Here is a 20,131-nt window from a genome sequence, read left to right on the forward strand (position 1 = left end):
CAAACGTAAATAAAGGCGGCGATAAGTCGCCTTTATTGTCTCCCCGTTGTAACATTGCGCTGCCCAATTTCTAATAACGTCACCTGCAAAGTACGCAATGGAAAAAACCCGTCAACAAGAGTTAACACGCTGGCTGAAACAGCAAAGCGTTATTTCCCGCCGCTGGCTTACGATTTCCCGTCTCCTGGGGTTCGTTAGCGGTCTGTTGATTGTTGCCCAGGCATGGCTGCTGGCCCGCATTCTTAATCACATGATCATGGAGAACATCCCGCGCGAGGCACTCCTGCTGCCCTTTATTGTCCTGATCCTGATTTTTATCCTGCGCGCCTGGGTGGTGTGGCTGCGTGAGCGCGTCGGTTTTCACGCCGGACAGCACATCCGCTACGAAATCCGCCGTCAGGTGCTGGATCGCCTTCAGGAAGCCGGGCCCGCGTGGATCCAGGGTAAACCGGCCGGTAGCTGGGCGACGCTGATCCTTGAGCAGATTGACGATATGCACGACTACTATGCGCGCTATCTGCCGCAGATGGCACTTGCCGTCTTCGTTCCGCTGCTGATCGTGATCGCCATCTTCCCGGTGAACTGGATGGCTGCGCTGATTCTGATGGGCACCGCCCCGCTGATCCCGCTGTTTATGGCGCTGGTCGGCATGGGGGCAGCGGATGCCAACCGCCGTAACTTCCTGGCACTGGGTCGCCTGAGCGGCCATTTCCTCGATCGTCTGCGCGGCATGGAGACGTTACGCATTTTTGGCCGCGGTGAAGCGGAAACCGAAAACATTCGCCAGGCATCTCAGGACTTCCGTCAGCGCACCATGGAAGTGTTACGCCTCGCCTTCTTGTCTTCCGGCGTACTGGAATTCTTTACCTCACTGTCGATTGCTCTCGTGGCGGTCTACTTTGGCTTCTCCTACCTCGGCGCGCTGGATTTCGGCCATTACGGCACGGCGGTGACCCTTTCTGCCGGGTTCCTGGCGCTGATCCTGGCCCCGGAGTTTTTCCAGCCGCTTCGCGATCTGGGGACCTTCTATCACGCCAAAGCGCAGGCGGTTGGCGCAGCCGATAGCCTGAAAACGTTCCTGGAAACGCCGCTGGCACACCCGGAGCGCGGTGACGTGACGCTGAATGCTAAAGACCCCGTGACCATTGAAGCGCAGGACTTTTCCATTCTGTCACCGGAAGGAAAAGTGCTCGCGGGTCCGCTGAACTTTACCTTGCCTGCCGGACAACGCGTGGTGCTCGTCGGCACCAGCGGTTCCGGGAAAAGTTCTCTGCTGAATGCGCTATCCGGTTTTATGGCCTACACGGGTTCACTGCGGATCAACAAAACCGAACTGCGCAACCTCGATCCTGACGCCTGGCGTAAACAGCTCAGCTGGGTGGGTCAAAACCCGCAGCTTCCAGCCTCTACGCTGCGTGAAAACGTCCTGCTGGCGCGCCCGGATGCGCGTGAAGATGAACTGCAATCGGTTCTCGACCGCGCCTGGGTCAGCGAGTTTCTGCCCCTGCTCCCGCAGGGTGTAGATACCGTGGTCGGCGACCAGTCCGCCGGGCTGTCGGTCGGACAGGCGCAGCGTGTGGCGGTTGCCCGCGCGTTGTTGAATCCTTGCCAGCTGATGCTGCTGGATGAGCCTGCCGCCAGCCTGGACGCCCACAGCGAACAGCGCGTAATGGAGGCCCTGAACGCCGCCTCCCAGCAGCAAACAACCCTGATGGTCACCCATCAGCTGGAAGGCATTGCCGACTGGGACCAGATCTGGGTCATGGAGAACGGCCGTCTTGTTGAGCAAGGCGATTACGCCTCTCTCGTTGCCGCGCAGGGACCGTTTGCCGCCCTGCTGGCGAACCGTCAGGAGGACATCTGATGCGTGCTCTGCTGCCTTATCTTGCGCTCTATAAACGCCACAAATGGATGCTGACGCTGGGGATCGTGCTGGCGATTGTCACGCTGCTCGCCAGCATCGGCCTGCTCACGCTTTCCGGCTGGTTCCTGTCGGCCTCGGCCGTCGCGGGCGTTGCCGGGTTGTACAGCTTCAACTATATGCTCCCGGCTGCCGGCGTTCGCGGTACCGCCATCACCCGTACTGCCGGACGCTATTTCGAACGGCTGGTCAGCCACGATGCCACTTTCCGCGTGCTGCAGCACCTGCGCATCTACACCTTCAGCAAGCTGCTGCCCCTCTCCCCTGCCGGGCTGGCGCGTTTTCGTCAGGGTGAGCTACTCAACCGCGTCGTTGCGGATGTCGACACGCTGGATCACCTGTACCTGCGCGTGATCTCCCCAATCGTGGGCGCGTTTGTGGTGATTGTGGTGGTCACGCTGGGGCTGTCTGTTCTGGATGTTCCCGTTGCGCTGACGCTGGGCGGGATCATGCTGCTGACGCTGATCATTCTGCCGCCGCTGTTTTATCGTGCCGGAAAATCCACCGGAGAAAACCTGACGCGTCTGCGCGGAGATTACCGCCAGCAGCTCACCTCCTGGCTTCAGGGGCAGGCAGAGCTGACCATTTTTGGCGCCAGCAAGCGCTACCGTGCCCGGATGGAAAGTACGGAGCTGAACTGGCATGAGGCCCAGCGCCGCCAGTCGGAGCTGACGGCCTTCTCTCAGGCGCTGATGATGTTAATCGGCGGTGTGGCGGTGATTGCCATGCTGTGGCTGGCCTCCGGCGATGTCGGGGGAAATTCACAGCCGGGTCCTCTCATTGCCCTTTTCGTCTTCTGCGCGCTGGCGGCGTTTGAAGCGCTGGCCCCGGTGACGGGCGCCTTCCAGCATCTGGGTCAGGTCATCGCCTCTGCCCTGCGCATCACGCAGATTGCCGAACAGGAGCCTGAAGTCACGTTCAGTGCCGGGCAAACTGCGGTACCAGAGCAGGTTGCGCTAACGCTTGAAGATGTCACCTTCGCCTACGACAAACAGGCGCAGAACGCGCTGGACGGTATCAACCTTTCTGTTGAGGCAGGTCAGCGGATTGCTATCCTCGGCCGTACCGGCTGCGGTAAATCGACCCTGCTGCAGTTGCTGACCCGCGCCTGGGATCCGCAGCGCGGTCAGATTCGTTTTAACAACACCTTGCTGACCGATTTCAGCGAGCAGGCCCTGCGCAAAACCGTGAGCGTCGTTCCACAGCGGGTGCATCTGTTTAGCGCCACGCTGCGCGATAACCTGCTGCTGGCCGCGCCAGAGGCCTCTGATGATGCGCTTCGCGCCGTGCTGGAGCAGGTCGGACTGCAAAAGCTGCTTGAGGACGAGGGGTTGAACAGCTGGCTGGGCGAAGGTGGCCGTCAGCTCTCCGGCGGCGAGCTGCGCCGTCTGGCCATTGCGCGAGCGCTGCTGCACGATGCGCCGCTGATGCTGCTCGACGAGCCCACCGAAGGGCTGGACGCCACGACCGAGAGCCAAATCCTTGATTTACTAGCGAATGTTATGACCGGCAAAACCGCGCTGATGGTCACGCACCGCCTGCGCGGACTGGCGAGCTTTGATCGGATAATTGTGATGGACAACGGGCACATTATTGAGCAAGGTAATCACACAGAACTGTTGGCAAAACAGGGTCGCTACTACCAGTTTAAACAGCGTCTGTAGACTATATTTGTAGCGTCCTCACTCGCGTACTGGAGTTTTGCTGTCATGCGCCTGGTCCAGCTTTCTCGTCATAACATCGCGTTCCCTTCTCCGGAAGGGGCGCTGCGTGAGCCCAACGGGCTGCTGGCCCTTGGCGGTGACCTCAGTCCCGCTCGACTGTTAATGGCATACCAGCGCGGTATCTTCCCCTGGTTTTCCCCCGGCGATCCGATTTTATGGTGGTCCCCCGATCCGCGTGCCGTGCTGTGGCCAGCGCAGTTTCACGTGAGCCGCAGCATGAAGCGTTTCCATGCGAAATCACCGTACCGCGTCACCCTCAACCACGCCTTTGGTCAGGTCATTGAAGGCTGTGCCGAAGACCGCTATGAAGGGACATGGATAACCCGCGATATCATTACCGCCTACCACCAGCTCCATGAGCTTGGCTACGCCCACTCCATCGAGGTGTGGGAAGGCGGAGCGCTCGTCGGCGGCATGTACGGCGTGGCGCAGGGGACGCTGTTTTGCGGCGAGTCGATGTTCTCCCGCGCGGTGAATGCCTCGAAAACGGCGCTGCTGGTCTTCAGCCAGGCGTTTGCCCAGCGCGGTGGACGCCTGATCGATTGTCAGGTGCTCAATGAGCACACGGCTTCTCTCGGCGCCGTTGAGATCCCGAGACGCCAGTACATCGAGCATCTGGATGCCAGTCGTCAGGAGAAGCTCCCCCGCGACTTCTGGATACCGAGAACGCTCTTTATGCCCAATGCCTAAATGTTTTCCGCATATTTTTTGTGAGGGTGTTATAATTATGCCGCAGAGTAGCTTCTGCCTGTTGCCCCGCCGCCGTTTGGGACCCTCGCTTCAGATAACGTCCTGACGTTTATCCTGTTGTCTCCCCTTTACGAATGCGCTTCCTGTTCGGTTGTACCGTGACGCTTGGGCAATGCGCCGAAACTGTTTTGCTGCGTTTTAATCGCGCAATTCTTTACTTAATTGATGAATTTCGGCATTATCTTGCCGGTTCAAAACTTGGTAGTGATACCCCAGAGGATTAGATGGCCAAAGAAGACAATATTGAAATGCAGGGTACCGTACTTGATACGTTGCCTAATACCATGTTTCGCGTAGAGCTGGAAAACGGTCACGTGGTAACTGCGCACATCTCCGGTAAAATGCGCAAAAACTACATCCGCATTTTGACGGGCGACAAAGTGACTGTTGAACTGACCCCGTACGACCTGAGCAAAGGCCGCATTGTCTTCCGTAGTCGCTAATTGTTTTCGCCTGTAATGGCAGATGAATATTTAAAAGGTCGGGTTAATCCCGGCCTTTTTTATTTGTGGCGTTAGTGTTGCTGCGTCGGAAGATGTATTGTCATCCACGGTTGTACAGGAGCGATTAAATCCCCCGCCATAGAATGAGCCATGTCATGGAGTAATCCCGTAAGGTGCGGCAACATATCGCGGTCAAAATGCGACACCAGCAGTACATGGTTTAACGCACGGCAGTAGTCGCATTTCGTTTCTGTATCTTCCAGCAACCACTCTTTTTGTCGCGGCTGTTCCGCTTCTTCCTCAAATTCCACCACCTGAAAATCACGCATTGATTCTGTGAGGCCGGATTTCACCTCTTCCAGGTAGGCTCCGAGACAGCGGCAAACGGGCTGCGTTTGCGGGAGTGATTTACAGTCGAGGAGGATTTCGGTGAGCAGTTTGCAGCGCTCGGCCAGGGTTGGGAGATCGGGGTTGAGGGAGAGTTCGCTGTAAAGCAGAGAAAGATTGTTATGTTCCATTTGATTATGACTCCGTGTGAAATGATGAGATCTCCACCCGAACGCCAACTCAGGTGGCAGACTGAACCGGTTTGGCGTACCGACCCACACGGGAAAATCGGCGCTTCAAAAGAAGCCCCGGTTCAGCCCACCATAATTGAGTCTGCGGATTATATCGCTAGCTTTCAAAAGTGTGAACGAACCTGATGATAGTTGACGTATCAACATCATTTCTCGTGTGTAATCAGGACGCCAATCCCGGCACCTAATTTTGCAGGTGCGCCGCCATTTTATTACTGTGGTTTTATCCAGCAACTGACTTCGAAAGAAACTGGAAAGCGCCTCGCAAAATTCCTCGGCGGCCTGTTCCCCTCACCCTAACCCTCTCCCCAAAGGGGCGAGGGGATTGTTCACTGCTCGCATTAATTTGTGGAGATTCCTCAGCCCACAGGGAGAGGAAGAAAAGCGGGCACAAAAAAGCCGGGTTAAAAACCCGGCTTTTGAACTAAAACAACTCAGTGAGCCGCTTCCGGCTTGTGCTTCGCCGCGCTCTGGAAATCGTACGTCAGCTCGTTCTTCGCCTGGTCCAGCGCCACGGTCACCTGGCCGCCGTCCACCAGCGAGCCAAACAGCAGCTCGTTCGCCAGCGGTTTCTTCAGGTTGTCCTGAATCACGCGCGCCATCGGACGGGCACCCATCGCACGGTCGTAGCCTTTCTCGGCCAGCCAGTTGCGGGCCTCCTGGCTCACTTCCAGCGATACGCCTTTCTGATCCAGCTGGACCTGCAGCTCGACGATGAACTTATCCACTACCTGATGGATCACGTCGGTAGAGAGGTGATCGAACCAGATAATGTTGTCCAGACGGTTACGGAACTCCGGCGTGAAGATCTTCTTGATCTCCTCCATCGCATCGGTGCTGTTATCCTGATGGATCAGGCCGATGGATTTACGCTCGGTTTCACGCACACCGGCGTTGGTGGTCATCACCAGCACCACGTTGCGGAAGTCCGCCTTGCGCCCGTTGTTGTCGGTCAGCGTCCCGTTGTCCATCACCTGCAGCAGGATGTTGAACACGTCCGGGTGCGCTTTCTCGATTTCATCGAGCAGCAGTACCGCGTGCGGATGCTTGATCACCGCGTCGGTGAGCAGGCCGCCCTGGTCAAAGCCCACGTATCCCGGAGGCGCACCAATCAAACGGCTGACGGTGTGACGCTCCATATACTCGGACATATCAAAGCGCAGCAGCTCAATGCCCAGCGCTTTGGAGAGCTGTACCGTCACCTCGGTTTTCCCCACGCCGGTCGGGCCAGCGAACAGGAAGGAACCGACAGGCTTGTGGTCATGCCCCAGTCCGGCGCGGGCCATCTTGATCGCTTCGGTTAAGGCCTCAATGGCTTTATCCTGACCAAAGACCAGCATTTTCAGGCGATTGCCGAGGGTGCGCAGCGTGTCGCGGTCGCTCTGAGAAACGCTCTTCTCAGGGATACGCGCGATGCGGGCCACCACGGACTCAATATCCGCCACGTTAACGGTTTTCTTACGCTTGCTGGCCGGCATCAGACGCGCACGCGCCCCTGCCTCATCAATCACGTCAATCGCCTTATCCGGCAGATGACGGTCATTGATGTATTTCACCGCCAGCTCCACCGCCGCACGGACCGCTTTCGCGGTGTAACGCACGTCGTGGTGCGCTTCGTACTTCGGCTTCAGGCCGTTGATGATCTGCACCGTTTCCTCGACGGACGGTTCGGTCACGTCGATTTTCTGAAAGCGGCGCGCCAGCGCACGGTCTTTCTCAAAGATGTTGCTGAACTCCTGGTAGGTCGTGGAGCCAATCACGCGGATCTTGCCGCTGGAGAGCAGCGGTTTGATCAGGTTCGCGGCATCCACCTGGCCACCGGAGGCCGCACCTGCGCCGATGATGGTGTGGATCTCATCGATAAACAGGATGCTGTTGGTGTCCTGCTCCAGCTGCTTTAACAGCGCCTTGAAGCGTTTTTCAAAATCACCGCGGTATTTGGTGCCCGCCAGCAGCGAGCCGATATCCAGCGAGTAGATGGTGCAGTCGGCAATCACTTCCGGCACGTCGCCCTGCACAATGCGCCAGGCAAGCCCTTCGGCAATCGCGGTTTTACCCACGCCTGACTCACCCACCAGCAGCGGGTTGTTCTTGCGGCGACGGCACAGCACCTGGATCGCGCGCTCCAGCTCTTTATCGCGACCAATCAGCGGGTCGATACCGCCAACGCGAGCAAGCTGGTTAAGGTTGGTGGTGAAGTTTTCCATACGATCCTCCCCGCCTGCTTGCTCTTCATTGTTATTGACCTGATTGCTGGAATCCGATGCCTGGTTAGGCTCGTCTTTGCGCGTTCCGTGAGAAATAAAGTTAACCACGTCGAGGCGGCTGACTTCGTGTTTGCGCAGCAGGTAGGCAGCCTGTGACTCCTGCTCGCTGAAGATGGCGACTAAGACGTTTGCGCCAGTCACTTCGCTACGTCCGGAAGACTGGACGTGGAATACCGCGCGCTGCAGCACGCGCTGGAAGCTGAGCGTCGGCTGCGTGTCGCGCTCTTCTTCACTGGCTGGCAGCACCGGTGTGGTTTGTTCGATGAAGGCTTCGAGTTCCTGACGTAGCGCCACCAGATCCACGGAGCAGGCTTCCAGCGCTTCGCGGGCAGATGGGTTGCTAAGCAGTGCGAGCAGTAAATGCTCGACGGTCATAAACTCATGTCGGTGCTCACGCGCTCTGGCGAAAGCCATGTTTAAACTGAGTTCCAGTTCTTGATTGAGCATAGGCACCTCCCCCAATTTTATGCCTTATCAGGCCTTTTCCAGCGTACACAGCAACGGATGCTCGTTCTCCCTCGCATAGTCGTTCACCATCGCCACTTTGGTTTCCGCCACTTCGGCTGTGAAGATGCCGCAGATAGCTTTGCCTCGATAATGAACGGTAAGCATCAGTTGCGTTGCACGTTCTACATCATAAGAAAAGAACTTTTGTAGCACGTCAATAACAAATTCCATCGGCGTGTAATCATCGTTCATTAACATAACTTTATACATAGATGGCGGTTTTAGCGCGTCGCGCACTTTATCTTCCGCCAGCTGGTCAAAATCCAGCCAATCGTTGGTCTTACCCATTATGCATAACCACTTTGAATCTACCTCAGATGTTAGATAACAATCATCTATTACTGTCATCCGCGATGTCTGTCACAAACTGTTGCAATAGCGTTAACTGCTTCAAACTTTGGTTGATTATTGTCCCATCTCCAGCGCCAAACGCTTGACGACTTCTTTCGTTTCTCTAAATTGTACAAGCGTGAGATGGCGAGGTTTTGAACAGCCCCCACTCCACCACCGGTTCATTCCATCTTAACTTATAAGATTTACGAAGGATGTCGAAGCATGGAAATGGGTACTGTTAAGTGGTTCAACAACGCCAAAGGGTTTGGCTTCATCTGCCCCGAAGGCGGCGGCGAGGATATCTTCGCTCACTATTCCACCATTCAGATGGATGGTTACAGAACGCTCAAAGCCGGGCAGCCCGTCCGGTTCGATGTACATCAGGGTCCAAAAGGCAATCATGCAAGCCTAATCGTACCCCTTGAAGCAGAGACGGTTGCATAGCTCTCTGTTTTATTGTGTACATCCCGCAGTCAAAATGCCAGCCCGATCGGCTGGCATTTTTATTTTCGGGTTATTCCCGAGCCAGCGCGTCCACCGGATCCAGCCGCGCCGCGTTGCGGGCGGGCAACCAGCCAAACAAAATGCCGGTAAAGGTCGAACACAAAAATGCGGTAATAATGGCAACCGGCGAGAAGCCAATCTCCCAGCCGGGTAAAAAGAGCTGGAGCGCAAACGCGATCATCATCGAGAGCGCAATGCCCATCGCCCCGCCGACCAGACACACCAGTACCGCTTCAATCAAAAACTGCTGCAGCACGTCGCTGGCCCTGGCTCCGACCGCCATGCGGATGCCGATCTCCCGGGTGCGCTCGGTGACCGACACCAGCATGATATTCATCACCCCGATGCCGCCGACGACCAGCGAGATCACCGCCACCAGCGTGAGGAACAGCTGAAGAGTACGTGTGGTCTTTTCCGCCGTTTTCAAGAGGCCGTCCATATTCCAGGTGAAGAAATCTTTCTTCCCGTGGCGCAGGGTTAACAGCCGCTCAAGCTGCTGTTCGGCAAGCGCGCTGTCGTAGCCCTCCTTCACGCGCACGGTGATGGAGTTGAGCCAGGACTGCCCCATAATCCGCCCTGAGATGGTGGTATAGGGCAGCCAGACGCGCAGGATCTTGCTGCTGCCGAACATCGACTGCTTCTCTTCCGCCACGCCGATGACCGTGGCAGGCATGTTGCCCACCAGGATCACTTCGCCTACCACGCTGGCTTTATTGGGGAAGAGCTGCCTGCGCGAGTTCGCATCCAGCACCACCACCTGCGCCCTGCCCGCCAGCTGCTCGGCGTTGAAGGTGGCGCCTTCGCTGAAGGTCATGCCGTAGACGTTGAAATAGTCTCCGCTCACGCCGTTAGCGCTGGCGGCCACGTCAACGTTGCCCACGCGCAGACGCAGGTTCTGCGAAACCGCAGGCGTGGCGGAGTTCACCCACGGCTGCTTCTGAATCGCCGCGAGATCGTCGTATTTCAGCGCCTGCTGATACTGCGGCTCGTCGTCACCAAAGTCTTTGCCGGGATAAACGTCAATGGTATTGGTGCCGATGGCGCGGATATCTGCCAGCACCAGCTGCTTGGCCGCGTCGCCCACCACCACGATCGACACCACCGAGGCGATACCGATAATGATGCCGAGCATCGTCAACAGGGTACGCATTTTGTTGGCCGCCATCGCCAGCCAGGCCATGGTCAGCGCTTCCCGAAAGCCGCTGGAGAACTGTCCCCAGCCGGTTGATGCCGGTAGCGCTTCTTTCGGTGCCGCAGCCCTGGACTCGCGCGGCGGCGGATTGCTGACCAGCTCGCCGTCGTGGATCTCAATAATGCGTTCCGCCTGCGCCGCCACCTGCGGATCGTGGGTAACGATAATCACCGTGTGCCCCTGATCGCGAAGCTGATGGAGGATCGCCATCACCTCTTCGCCGGAATGGCTGTCGAGCGCGCCGGTCGGTTCATCCGCGAGGATAACCTGCCCGCCGTTCATCAGGGCGCGGGCAATACTCACGCGCTGCTGCTGGCCGCCGGACAGCTGCGAGGGCTGGTACTCCACCCGCTCCGCTAGCCCCAGACGCGTCAGCAGCATCTGCGCGCGCTCAAGGCGCTTTTTACGCTCGACGCCCGCATACACCGCAGGCACTTCCACGTTCTGGGCCGCATTCAGGTGAGAAAGCAGATGGTAACGCTGGAAGATAAAGCCGAAATGTTCCCGACGCAGCCTCGCCAGCGCGTCGCCGTCCAGCGTGGAGACATCCGTCCCGGCCACGCGATAGGTCCCGCTGGTCGGTTTATCCAGGCAGCCGAGAATGTTCATCAGCGTCGATTTACCGGAACCCGATGCGCCGACGATGGCCACCATCTCGCCCGCCTCCACGCGCAGGGAGATGCCCTTCAGCACCTCCACCGGACCGTCGCCGGACGGATAGCTGCGGCGAATGTTATTCAGCTCAAGCAGCGCCGTCATTTGGCGGCTCCGGGCAGGCTTTCACTGACAACAACCTCCTCGCCCTCTTCCAGCCCTTTCACCACCACCACGTCGGTGTCGTTGCGCGCGCCGATCACGACCTCGCGCTCACGCGTTTCGCCGTTGCGCAGCACCTTCACCTTGTAGCGGCTATCCCCGGCGGATTCACCGAGCGCAGAGAGCGGAATGGTCAGCACGTTCTTCACGCCGGTCAGCTGGATATGCACCTGCGCGGTCATATCCAGACGCAGCACGCCCTGCGGGTTTGGCACCTCAAAGCGGGCATAGTAGAAGATAGCGTCGTTCACTTTTTCCGGCGTCGGCAGAATGTCTTTCAGCACGCCTTCGTAGCGGGTCTGCGGGTCGCCAAGCACCGTAAACCAGGCGTTCTGCCCCGGCTTAAGATGGATAACATCCGCCTCTGAGACCTGTGCTTTGACCAGCATGGTGCTCATGTCCGCCAGCGTCAGAATATTTGGCGCCTGCTGCGCGGCAATCACCGTCTGGCCCTGCAGCGTGGTGATCTGGGTCACTTCGCCCGCCATCGGCGCGACGATTTTGGTGTAGTCGAGGTTGGTTTTCGCCGTATCCAGCGAGGCCTGATTGCGTTTGATTTGCGCGTCAATCGTGCCAATCTGCGCCTGTTTCACCGCCAGTTCAGTGGTGGCAGTATCGAGATCCTGTTTCGAAATAGCCTGGGTTTTGGCCAGCGCCTGCTGACGGGTCAGCGTTACCTGGGCCAGGTTACGTTCTGCCAGCGCCTGCGCACGCTGCGCGCGCAGCTCCATCAGCGTGGCTTCCACCTCGCGGATCTGGTTCTCAGCCTGCTCAGGATCGATAACGCCGAGCAGCTGGCCTTTTTTCACCTTGTCGCCAATCTCAACCGACAGCGTTTTCAGCTGGCCGCTGACCTGAGCGCCGACGTCAACCTTGCGCAACGCGTCAAGCTTGCCCGTCGCGAGGACGTTTTGCTGCAGTTCGCCAGGGCGAACAATCAGCGTCTGATACTGTGGCACCGGCGCATTCAGCACCTGCCATAGCCAGTATCCACCGGCTAAAACCACGACCGCCAGCAGCAGAAACAGCGTTCTGCGTTTTCCCTTGAGGTTCATAAATATTCCAAATAAATGTTCTGGCAATGATAAGTGTTGATTCTAACTAAACGACTCTTCAACGAAAGCCCTGTTCTCCGAAATCGTCCTAATTTGTTTACGAGATGTTGACATTTCTCCTGTTGAAATAGCGATATTCCACAAGGATCAGGATCTACCATGTCTTCTATCGTCGATACATCACTTTCAAACCTGCCGCAGCCAAAATCCGGCTGGCAGCTTTTCAAAAACCTGGCTTTCGGTGAGATTACGCCCGGGCTGGCATGGGAAAAAACCGCCTACCGACGTAAGTTCATGCTGCGCTCACTGGCGACACCGCTCAGCACCGCGCGTCTGCTGTCTGAGCTGGCAAAACATCCGCACCTGATGCAAATGCTCCAGGTTCAGCCGGGGCTGCCCTGCCGCCTTCATCGTCCGTGGTTGACGGTCAATATGGATCGACAGCGTGCGCTGGAATCGCTCTCCTGGCACTATCAGATGATGTGTCGTCAGCTGCCGGCGACGCTGACTCATGGTTACCTTTCAAAGCAGGGCGTGACCCTGCTGACCTTAACCGGAAAAGATGAACAGCAATTTATCGTCCGCCTGTGTGCCGACGCGTTTATGGATAAAGAGGGAGAAGCTACCCTCGTTTTCTGTGACAGTCAAAATACGGCGCTGGCGGAGATGACCTTTACGCTATGCCAGTTTGAGGGAAAATCGACGCTGTTCATTGGCGGTTTGCAGGGCGCAAAAGCGCATGTTCCCCATGAGCTGATCCAGGGGGCGACGAAAGCCTGCCACGGTCTGTTCCCGAAACGTCTGCTGGTCGAGGCCGCAATGACGCTCGGCGCCGCGTTCCCGGTAGAGCAAATTGTCGCCGTCAGTAACGATACCCATATTTATCGCAGCTGGCGCTACCGCAAGAAAAAAGAGGGCAAACTGTTGGCCGATTACGACAGTTTCTGGCTCTCCATCGGCGGTGAAAAGCTGGATAACGGTAACTTTTTGCTGCCGCTCGTCATGCCGCGTAAACCGATGGAAGAGATTGCCAGCAAAAAACGCGCCGAATATCGCCGCCGCTACGCGCTGCTGGATAGCCTGATCCAGCAGGTGAAACAGGCGACCCAGCGCTAATCCGCTTTCCCGCGTGCCAGCCACAGCACGCGGGAGAACATCTTCCGCAGCAGGGTCGGTACCGCCTCCACGCCCCGCCTCCCCGCTTCCGTCGCCACTTCAATGGCTAAATCCGGTTTTGACGAACGATGAATGGCTTTGGCGATCACGCGCCGCATGTTCATTGGGACATCGACCGGCACCATGGCAATGCGGTGGAAGACGTCGTCGAACCCCTGACGATACATAAAGTGTTCCATGTCCATCGCAGGGAGCATGGTTAAATGATCGCGCTCTTCCTCTCGCTCGTTATTCAGCAGGCTCCGCACGGTCGAGGCATATTTTTTACCCGCCTCATCACCGTCTACCAGCACGTGCCACTCGATCCCCATCCGGCGGGCAAATTTTATCAGCGGCTTTAATCCCGACTGGGCAAATTCAATCACCTTAATGCCTTCCGCATCAAAATGGTGGCCGCACTGGCGCGCCAGTTCGTTGATGACCCAGGTTTCCGTTTCCCCCTCCACCAGCAGCCAGCAGCGGGCAAAGAGCGACGACGCCCGGTTAAAGCGAATATGAAACGCGATGCGCCGCCCGTCTTCCGCGTTCAAACCGCCCGGCCCAAGGCGGAAAGCGGAGACGCGGGAGGATTCACGCACCAGGCGACAGACGTGTTCTACCGGCGTCAGCGATAATAGCTCCCCGGAATTGGTGGTCGTAATGCGCTGGAGCGGCAGCAGATTCAGCAGATGCCATGCCACGGAGAGCATGATGGGATGCAGGCGCGTTTCCGGGTCTTCCACCAGCAGCAGCGGCCGGGCGTCCCGGTCAAGACGAACGGTGCCTTTGGCCTGCAGAAGCGTTGAAAACAAACCCAGCAAAATCACCCGATGGGTACGGCCGCCGGGCCGGTCGATCATCCGGTTAATGATGTCGAGATAGCGCCAGCTTCGCTGCTCATCATGAGAGCGGCGGCGCATCAGACGATGGCGGGACGCCGAGGTGCCCTGCTCGGAAAAATAGTGCTCCAGGAGCTGTACCATCGCGGACAACCCCTGACGGATTTGCCCATCGGTCAGATTCTGCGGACGCGACACCAACTCTCTTGCCAGAAAATCCAGCTCGCGGGCGGTGACTTCCACGTCCGGCATGTTCGGTACGGTACCGTTACGAATACGCCGCATAAAGCGCGCATCGCGCAGGCGCAACACCGGCGTCAGGCGGATCAGGTGGCGGGCAAGATCGTCGATATTGTCCAGCGGGATCGGGTTGGCTTTCTCATCGAGAAAATCACGCAGGGTGAGTACCCCTTCGTTCTCCGCCATCTCCCCTTCCAGCCGATAGAAAATCCGGTGGAAACCGTCATCGCACGGCACCCAGCAGGGTGACAGCGGGCGGAAGCGACGCACGCGATGCCGTCCGGGCTCGGATTCGCGGAACGTCAGGATGATATGCAGGTGCTTCTCGCGCCCCGTCACATCGCCGGGCGGGAACCAGAAATCGTCGCGGACGAAGTGATACAGATCGTCTTCGGGCGAAAGCAGTAGCGTCAACGCATCCAGCAGGCTGGACTTCCCCCACGCGTTCTCGCCGATCAGGACGTTGTTCTGCTCCAGCTGCAGCGACAGACGGTTAATACCGCGAAACCCGACAATTTCCACACGTTCGAGAAGCATAAATCCCCCGACAAATGATCACTTTTTCCTTCAAGTTATCAGCAGTATAGCGGGAGGCGTTCTGTCACGACAGCACAACATTCACCCTTGCGAGAATTGGTCTATGCTCTATTTACCGCTGAATTGAACAAGGATTGACATCACATTGCCCATAATCAAACCAACAGAATTTATTTAAGTGGCGAAGGGGTGTTGTTATTTTTTAGAATAGAGACTCTTTGAGTCGTCATCCCTTTATGACGATATATCCCGCGCGCGGGAAAGCGTGCGGATAATTATTTGAGGTGGTTATGTTTAGAAAATTAGCGGCAGAATGCTTTGGTACATTCTGGCTGGTATTTGGTGGCTGCGGTAGCGCCGTTCTGGCAGCAGCATTCCCGGAATTAGGCATTGGTTTTGTCGGCGTCGCGCTGGCGTTTGGTTTAACCGTATTAACCATGGCGTTTGCCGTGGGACATATTTCCGGCGGTCATTTTAACCCGGCAGTGACATTAGGTTTATGGGCGGGCGGTCGTTTCCCGGCTAAAGACGTGATTGGCTACATTGTGGCGCAGGTAGTTGGCGGTATTATTGCGGCGGGCGTTCTGTACGTCATTGCCAGCGGTAAAGCCGGGTTCGACGCGGCGGCAAGCGGCTTTGCCTCTAACGGCTTCGGCGAGCATTCTCCGGGCGGCTACTCCATGCTGTCTGCCATCGTGATTGAAATCGTGCTGACCGCGGGCTTCCTGCTGGTGATCCACGGCGCAACGGACAAACACGCGCCGGCCGGTTTTGCCCCGATTGCCATTGGTCTGGCACTGACGCTGATCCACCTGATTTCAATTCCGGTCACCAACACCTCGGTTAACCCGGCACGCAGCACCGCCGTCGCCATCTTCCAGGGCGACTGGGCGCTTGAACAGCTGTGGCTGTTCTGGGTGATGCCAATTATCGGCGGTATCCTGGGCGGCGTGCTGTACCGCACCCTGCTGGAAAAACGCGATTAATGGTTTTCCCCCCTCTCCCTGTGGGAGAGGGCCGGGGTGAGGGCATCAGGCCACACCACCCCAAATATACAAGCCGGGTAAGACGTAGCCGCCACCCGGCTTTTTTATTGCCGCTTTACTGAATAGCCTTTATTGGGTAGTGTCACTGGCGCTTAACAGATACTCAAAAAGGACCGGCTGTTCATGTTTTCAGGACTCCTCATTATTCTGCTGCCCCTGATTGCGGGCTACCTTATCCCGCTGCATCAGGAATCCGCATTACGGCTTATCAACCGTTTTCTCAGCTGGATTGTTTACGTCATTCTTTTCTTTATGGGGATAAGCCTCGCCTTCCTGGATAACCTGTCGGCGAATTTACTCTCCATCCTCCATTATTCTGTCGTCACCGTGGTGGTTATTTTGCTGTGCAATATTGCCGCACTGCTGTGGCTGGAACGCGCTATTCCATGGAAAAATCACCACCATCAGGAAAAACTCCCTTCACGAATTGCAATGGCGCTTGAATCATTAAAATTATGCGGCGTCGTGGTGCTCGGTTTTCTTCTTGGGCTGACCGGTTGGGCATTTTTACAGCATGCGACAGAGGCCAGTGAATATACGCTGATCTTCCTGCTGTTCCTGATTGGTATTCAGCTGCGAAATAATGGCATGACGCTGAAACAAATTGTCCTCAACCGTCGGGGAATGATGGTTGCGGTGATTGTTGTCGCCAGTTCAATGGTGGCAGGCGTCATTAATGCCTTTATTCTCGATCTTCCGCTAAAAACCGGCCTGGCGATGGCGTCAGGTTTTGGCTGGTACTCCCTCTCCGGTATTCTGCTAACCGAATCTTTCGGTCCGGTGATCGGCAGCGCCGCCTTCTTTAACGATCTGGCGCGCGAGCTGATTGCCATCATGCTGATCCCAGGTCTGGTTCGCCGCAGTCGTTCTACCGCGCTGGGCCTGTGTGGCGCGACGTCGATGGACTTTACCCTGCCGGTACTCCAGCGCTCCGGGGGGCTGGAGATGGTGCCCGCAGCTATCGTGCACGGCTTTATTTTAAGTCTGCTGGTTCCGATCATGATGGCCTTCTTCTCTGCCTGATACTTCTTTGGCGGTAGGTTTCCTGCCGCCAAAATTGCGCTAAATCAATCTCCCTCTATTTTGTAGCAGAAAGCCCTTTTCTCCGTTCTGGCACAGGCATAACCTTAAACATGTATATCAAATATAACTTTAACAGGTGTGATTATGTTTTGTGTGCAATGTGAACAAACCATCCGTACCCCGGCAGGCAATGGCTGCTCTTACGCACAGGGTATGTGCGGCAAAACCGCAGAAACATCTGACCTGCAGGACCTGCTGATTGCCGCCCTGCAAGGCCTTTCCGCATGGGCGTTCAAAGCCCGCGAATACGGCATTGTTGACCACTACGTCGACAGCTTCGCCCCGCGCGCGTTTTTCTCCACGCTAACCAACGTTAACTTCGATTCCCCGCGCATTGTCGGCTATGCCCGCGAAGCGATTGCCCTGCGTGAAGCGCTCAAAGCACAGTGCCTGAAGGCAGACGCCAGCGCCCGGGTGGAAAACCCGATGTCTGAACTTCAGCTGGTCAGCGACGATCTCGGCGACCTGCAGCGTCAGGCGGCAGAATTCGCCCCGAATAAAGACAAAGCGGCGATTGGCGAGAACATTCTCGGCCTGCGCCTGCTGTGCCTGTACGGCCTGAAAGGCGCTGCGGCGTATATGGAACACGCGCACGTGCTCGGGAAGTCAGACAACGAGATTTACGCCCAGTACCACAAAATCATGGCGTGGCTGGGCACCTGGCCTGCCGATATGAACGCGCTGCTGGAGTGCTCAATGGAAATCGGCCAGATGAACTTCCGCGTGATGAGCATTCTGGATGCCGGTGAAACCAGCACCTACGGCCACCCGACGCCGACTCAGGTCAACGTCAAGGCGACCGAAGGCAAGTGCATCCTGATTTCCGGTCACGACCTGAAAGATCTCTACAACCTGCTGAAGCAAACCGAAGGTACCGGCGTTAACGTCTATACCCACGGTGAAATGCTCCCGGCGCACGGCTACCCGGAGCTGCGTAAATTTAAGCATCTGATCGGTAACTACGGCAGCGGCTGGCAGAACCAGCAGGTGGAGTTCGCCCGCTTCCCTGGCCCTATCGTGATGACCTCTAACTGCATCATCGACCCTACCGTGGGCGCGTATGATGACCGCATCTGGACCCGCAGCATCGTCGGCTGGCCGGGCGTGAGCCACCTTGAAGGCGACGATTTCGGTCCGGTTATCGCCCAGGCGCAGCAGATGGCGGGCTTCCCGTACAGCGAAATCCCGCACCTGATCACCGTCGGCTTTGGTCGTGAAACCCTGCTCGGCGCCGCTGATTCGCTGATCGATCTCGTCAGCCGTGAAAAACTGCGCCACATCTTCCTCGTCGGCGGCTGCGACGGCGCGCGCGGCGAGCGTAACTACTTCACCGATTTCGCCACCAGCGTGCCGGAAGACTGCCTGATCCTGACCCTGGCGTGCGGCAAATACCGTTTCAACAAGCTGGACTTCGGCGACATCGAAGGTCTGCCGCGCCTGATCGATGCGGGCCAGTGTAACGATGCTTACTCAGCCATCATTCTGGCGGTCACGCTGGCGGAGAAACTGGGCTGCGGCGTGAACGACCTGCCGCTGTCTCTGGTGCTGTCGTGGTTTGAGCAGAAAGCGATCGTCATCCTGCTGACCCTGCTCTCATTGGGCGTGACCAACATCGTGACCGGCCCGACCGCGCCAGGCTTCCTGACGCCGGACCTGCTGGCGGTGCTGAACGAGAAATTCGGTCTGCGTTCCGTGACCAACGTTGAAGATGATATGAAGCAGCTGCTGAGCGCGTAAGGAGGTATTCATGACCATGCCAACCTCACAATGTCCGTGGCGGATGCAGGTTCATCACATCCATCAGGAGACGCCGGATGTGTGGACGCTGTCGCTGCTGTGCCATGACTACTATCCGTACCGTGCAGGTCAGTATGCGCTGGTTAGCGTTCGCAACTCGGCAGACACCCTGCGCGCCTACACGATCTCCTCAACGCCGGGCGTGAGCGAGTACATTACGCTCACCGTCCGCCGCATTGATGACGGCGCGGGCTCACAGTGGCTGACGCGGGACGTGAAGCGCGGGGATTATATCTGGCTGTCCGACGCGCAGGGGGAATTCACCTGTGACGACAAGGCAGACGATAAATTCCTGCTGCTGGCGGCGGGCTGTGGCGTGACGCCGATCATGTCGATGCGCCGCTGGCTGGCGAAGAACCGCCCGCAGGCGGACGTGCAGGTGATTTTCAGCGTACGTTCACCCGAGGATGTGATTTTTGCCGATGAGTGGCGTGATTATCCGGTGACGCTGGTGGCGGAGCACAACGCGACCCACGGCTTTGTGCCCGGTCGCCTGAGCCGCGAGCTGCTGCAAAGCGTGCCGGATATCGCAAACCGCACCGTGATGACCTGCGGCCCGGCGCCTTACATGGATATCGTCGAGAAAGAAGTGAAGGCGCTTGGCGTGACCCGCTTCTTCAAAGAGCAGTTCTTCACGCCGGTGGCGGAAGCGGCAACCAGCGGCGTTAAGTTCACCAGGCTGCAGCCAGCGCAGACCTTCTTTGGCCGCGTGGGGACCACGCTGCTGGAGGCGCTGGAAAGCAACAAGGTGCCGGTAGTCGCTGCCTGCCGCGCGGGCGTGTGCGGCTGCTGTAAGACGAAGGTGGTTTCCGGGGAGTATACCGTCACCAGCACGATGACGCTGTCCGACGCGGAAATTGCCGAGGGTTACGTGCTGGCATGTTCGTGCCACCCGCAGGGCGATCTGGTGCTGGCGTAATCTGACGCGGTGCCACCATTTTTGCCGGGTGGCACTGCGTTTACCCGGCCTACGTTGTACGTGCGGCTCTTCGTAGGCCCGGTAAGCGCTAGCGCCACCGGGCTTTTTGTCGGGCGACGTTTCGTTTCTCCGCACCCGATGAAGACGGTGCTAATTCAGGCTTATTCGGAAATATCGGCTTGTAGGCCCGGTAAGCGTCAGCGCCACCGGGCTTTTGTCGGGTGGCGCTGACGCTTACCCGGCTGAAGTGCCTTCTAAGCTGCCTGTACGGCAGTGAACAAGGGCAAAAGGAGCAACGGCGAAGGGAGGAATTTCTAAGCTGCCTGTACGGCAGTGAACTGCGAAGTCTTTCGTATGGGCTGGAGTCAATCTTTCTAAACTGCCTGCACGGCAGTGAACTGGAACAATCTACACCTATCACTTTG

16 protein-coding genes are annotated in these 20,131 nt (G+C 57.4%); 10 read left to right on the top strand and 6 right to left on the bottom strand.

Annotated features, from left to right (window positions below; genetic code table 11):
- The first annotated feature begins 97 nt into the window (after window positions 1–97).
- The 4 genes from cydD (at window position 98) to infA (ending at window position 4,838) form a co-directional block, all read left to right on the top strand.
- Window positions 98–1,864: a heme ABC transporter permease/ATP-binding protein CydD gene (gene cydD / locus NQ230_RS15930; protein WP_257258163.1), complete on the top strand. Its 1,767-nt coding sequence runs from the start codon at window positions 98–100 to the stop codon at window positions 1,862–1,864.
- Complete coding sequence (gene cydC / locus NQ230_RS15935; RefSeq protein WP_257258164.1) at window positions 1,864–3,585, top strand: heme ABC transporter ATP-binding protein/permease CydC; 1,722 nt, start codon at window positions 1,864–1,866, stop codon at window positions 3,583–3,585. Before cydD ends, cydC begins: the two co-directional genes overlap by 1 nt.
- Before the next feature lie 45 nt (window positions 3,586–3,630).
- Window positions 3,631–4,335 (top strand): leucyl/phenylalanyl-tRNA--protein transferase, encoded by a 705-nt coding sequence (gene aat / locus NQ230_RS15940; RefSeq protein ID WP_121425733.1) that lies wholly within the window; start codon window positions 3,631–3,633, stop codon window positions 4,333–4,335.
- A 284-nt stretch (window positions 4,336–4,619) separates the two neighbouring features.
- Window positions 4,620–4,838, top strand: coding sequence for a translation initiation factor IF-1 (gene infA, locus NQ230_RS15945; RefSeq protein ID WP_002211347.1), 219 nt, complete (start codon window positions 4,620–4,622; stop codon window positions 4,836–4,838).
- 71 nt (window positions 4,839–4,909) lie between these two features.
- On the opposite strand, the gene NQ230_RS15950 is transcribed toward infA, so the two are convergent.
- From NQ230_RS15950 to clpS, 3 genes are all read right to left on the bottom strand, one after another.
- Window positions 4,910–5,356 carry a hypothetical protein gene (locus tag NQ230_RS15950; protein ID WP_257258165.1) on the bottom strand — a complete coding sequence of 149 codons (447 nt, stop codon included), beginning with the start codon at window positions 5,354–5,356 and terminating at the stop codon, window positions 4,910–4,912.
- 494 nt (window positions 5,357–5,850) lie between these two features.
- Window positions 5,851–8,130, bottom strand: a complete 2,280-nt coding sequence (gene clpA, locus NQ230_RS15955; protein WP_023335109.1) for an ATP-dependent Clp protease ATP-binding subunit ClpA — start codon at window positions 8,128–8,130, stop codon at window positions 5,851–5,853.
- A gap of 27 nt (window positions 8,131–8,157) precedes the next feature.
- Window positions 8,158–8,478, bottom strand: a complete 321-nt coding sequence (gene clpS / locus NQ230_RS15960) for an ATP-dependent Clp protease adapter ClpS (protein WP_006174393.1) — start codon at window positions 8,476–8,478, stop codon at window positions 8,158–8,160.
- Window positions 8,479–8,745: 267 nt separating this feature from the next.
- On the opposite strand from clpS, the gene cspD reads away from it, so the two are divergent.
- Window positions 8,746–8,967 (top strand): cold shock-like protein CspD, encoded by a 222-nt coding sequence (cspD, locus tag NQ230_RS15965; RefSeq protein WP_159513764.1) that lies wholly within the window; start codon window positions 8,746–8,748, stop codon window positions 8,965–8,967.
- 70 nt (window positions 8,968–9,037) lie between these two features.
- On the opposite strand, the gene macB is transcribed toward cspD, so the two are convergent.
- Together macB and macA are read right to left on the bottom strand one after the other, a co-directional pair.
- Window positions 9,038–10,978 (bottom strand): macrolide ABC transporter ATP-binding protein/permease MacB, encoded by a 1,941-nt coding sequence (gene macB, locus NQ230_RS15970; protein WP_257258168.1) that lies wholly within the window; start codon window positions 10,976–10,978, stop codon window positions 9,038–9,040.
- Entirely contained in the window at window positions 10,975–12,090 is a 1,116-nt protein-coding gene (gene macA / locus NQ230_RS15975; RefSeq protein ID WP_059445587.1) for a macrolide transporter subunit MacA, read from the bottom strand. Before macA ends, macB begins: the two co-directional genes overlap by 4 nt.
- 159 nt (window positions 12,091–12,249) lie before the next feature.
- Here macA and NQ230_RS15980 point away from each other — a divergent pair, with 159 nt between their 5' ends.
- Window positions 12,250–13,206, top strand: coding sequence for a VirK/YbjX family protein (locus NQ230_RS15980; protein ID WP_257258171.1), 957 nt, complete (start codon window positions 12,250–12,252; stop codon window positions 13,204–13,206).
- Here NQ230_RS15980 and NQ230_RS15985 read toward each other — a convergent pair.
- Entirely contained in the window at window positions 13,203–14,861 is a 1,659-nt protein-coding gene (locus tag NQ230_RS15985) for an ATP-dependent endonuclease (protein WP_257258173.1), read from the bottom strand. The two genes, NQ230_RS15980 and NQ230_RS15985, sit on opposite strands and share 4 nt — an antisense overlap.
- 290 nt (window positions 14,862–15,151) lie before the next feature.
- Between NQ230_RS15985 and aqpZ the strand changes: the two genes are divergently transcribed.
- The 4 genes from aqpZ (at window position 15,152) to hcr (ending at window position 19,706) form a co-directional block, all read left to right on the top strand.
- Window positions 15,152–15,847, top strand: coding sequence for an aquaporin Z (gene aqpZ, locus NQ230_RS15990; protein WP_257258174.1), 696 nt, complete (start codon window positions 15,152–15,154; stop codon window positions 15,845–15,847).
- A gap of 183 nt (window positions 15,848–16,030) precedes the next feature.
- A complete protein-coding gene (locus tag NQ230_RS15995) occupies window positions 16,031–16,930 on the top strand; it encodes a LysO family transporter (protein ID WP_257258175.1) in 900 nt (299 codons plus the stop codon).
- 144 nt (window positions 16,931–17,074) lie between these two features.
- Complete coding sequence (hcp, locus tag NQ230_RS16000) at window positions 17,075–18,727, top strand: hydroxylamine reductase (protein WP_213821894.1); 1,653 nt, start codon at window positions 17,075–17,077, stop codon at window positions 18,725–18,727.
- Window positions 18,728–18,737: 10 nt separating this feature from the next.
- A complete protein-coding gene (gene hcr, locus NQ230_RS16005) occupies window positions 18,738–19,706 on the top strand; it encodes an NADH oxidoreductase (protein ID WP_257258177.1) in 969 nt (322 codons plus the stop codon).
- The last annotated feature ends 425 nt before the right edge of the window (window positions 19,707–20,131 follow it).

The organism is Enterobacter asburiae (assembly GCF_024599655.1).
Classification (GTDB): Bacteria; Pseudomonadota; Gammaproteobacteria; order Enterobacterales; family Enterobacteriaceae; genus Enterobacter; species Enterobacter asburiae_D.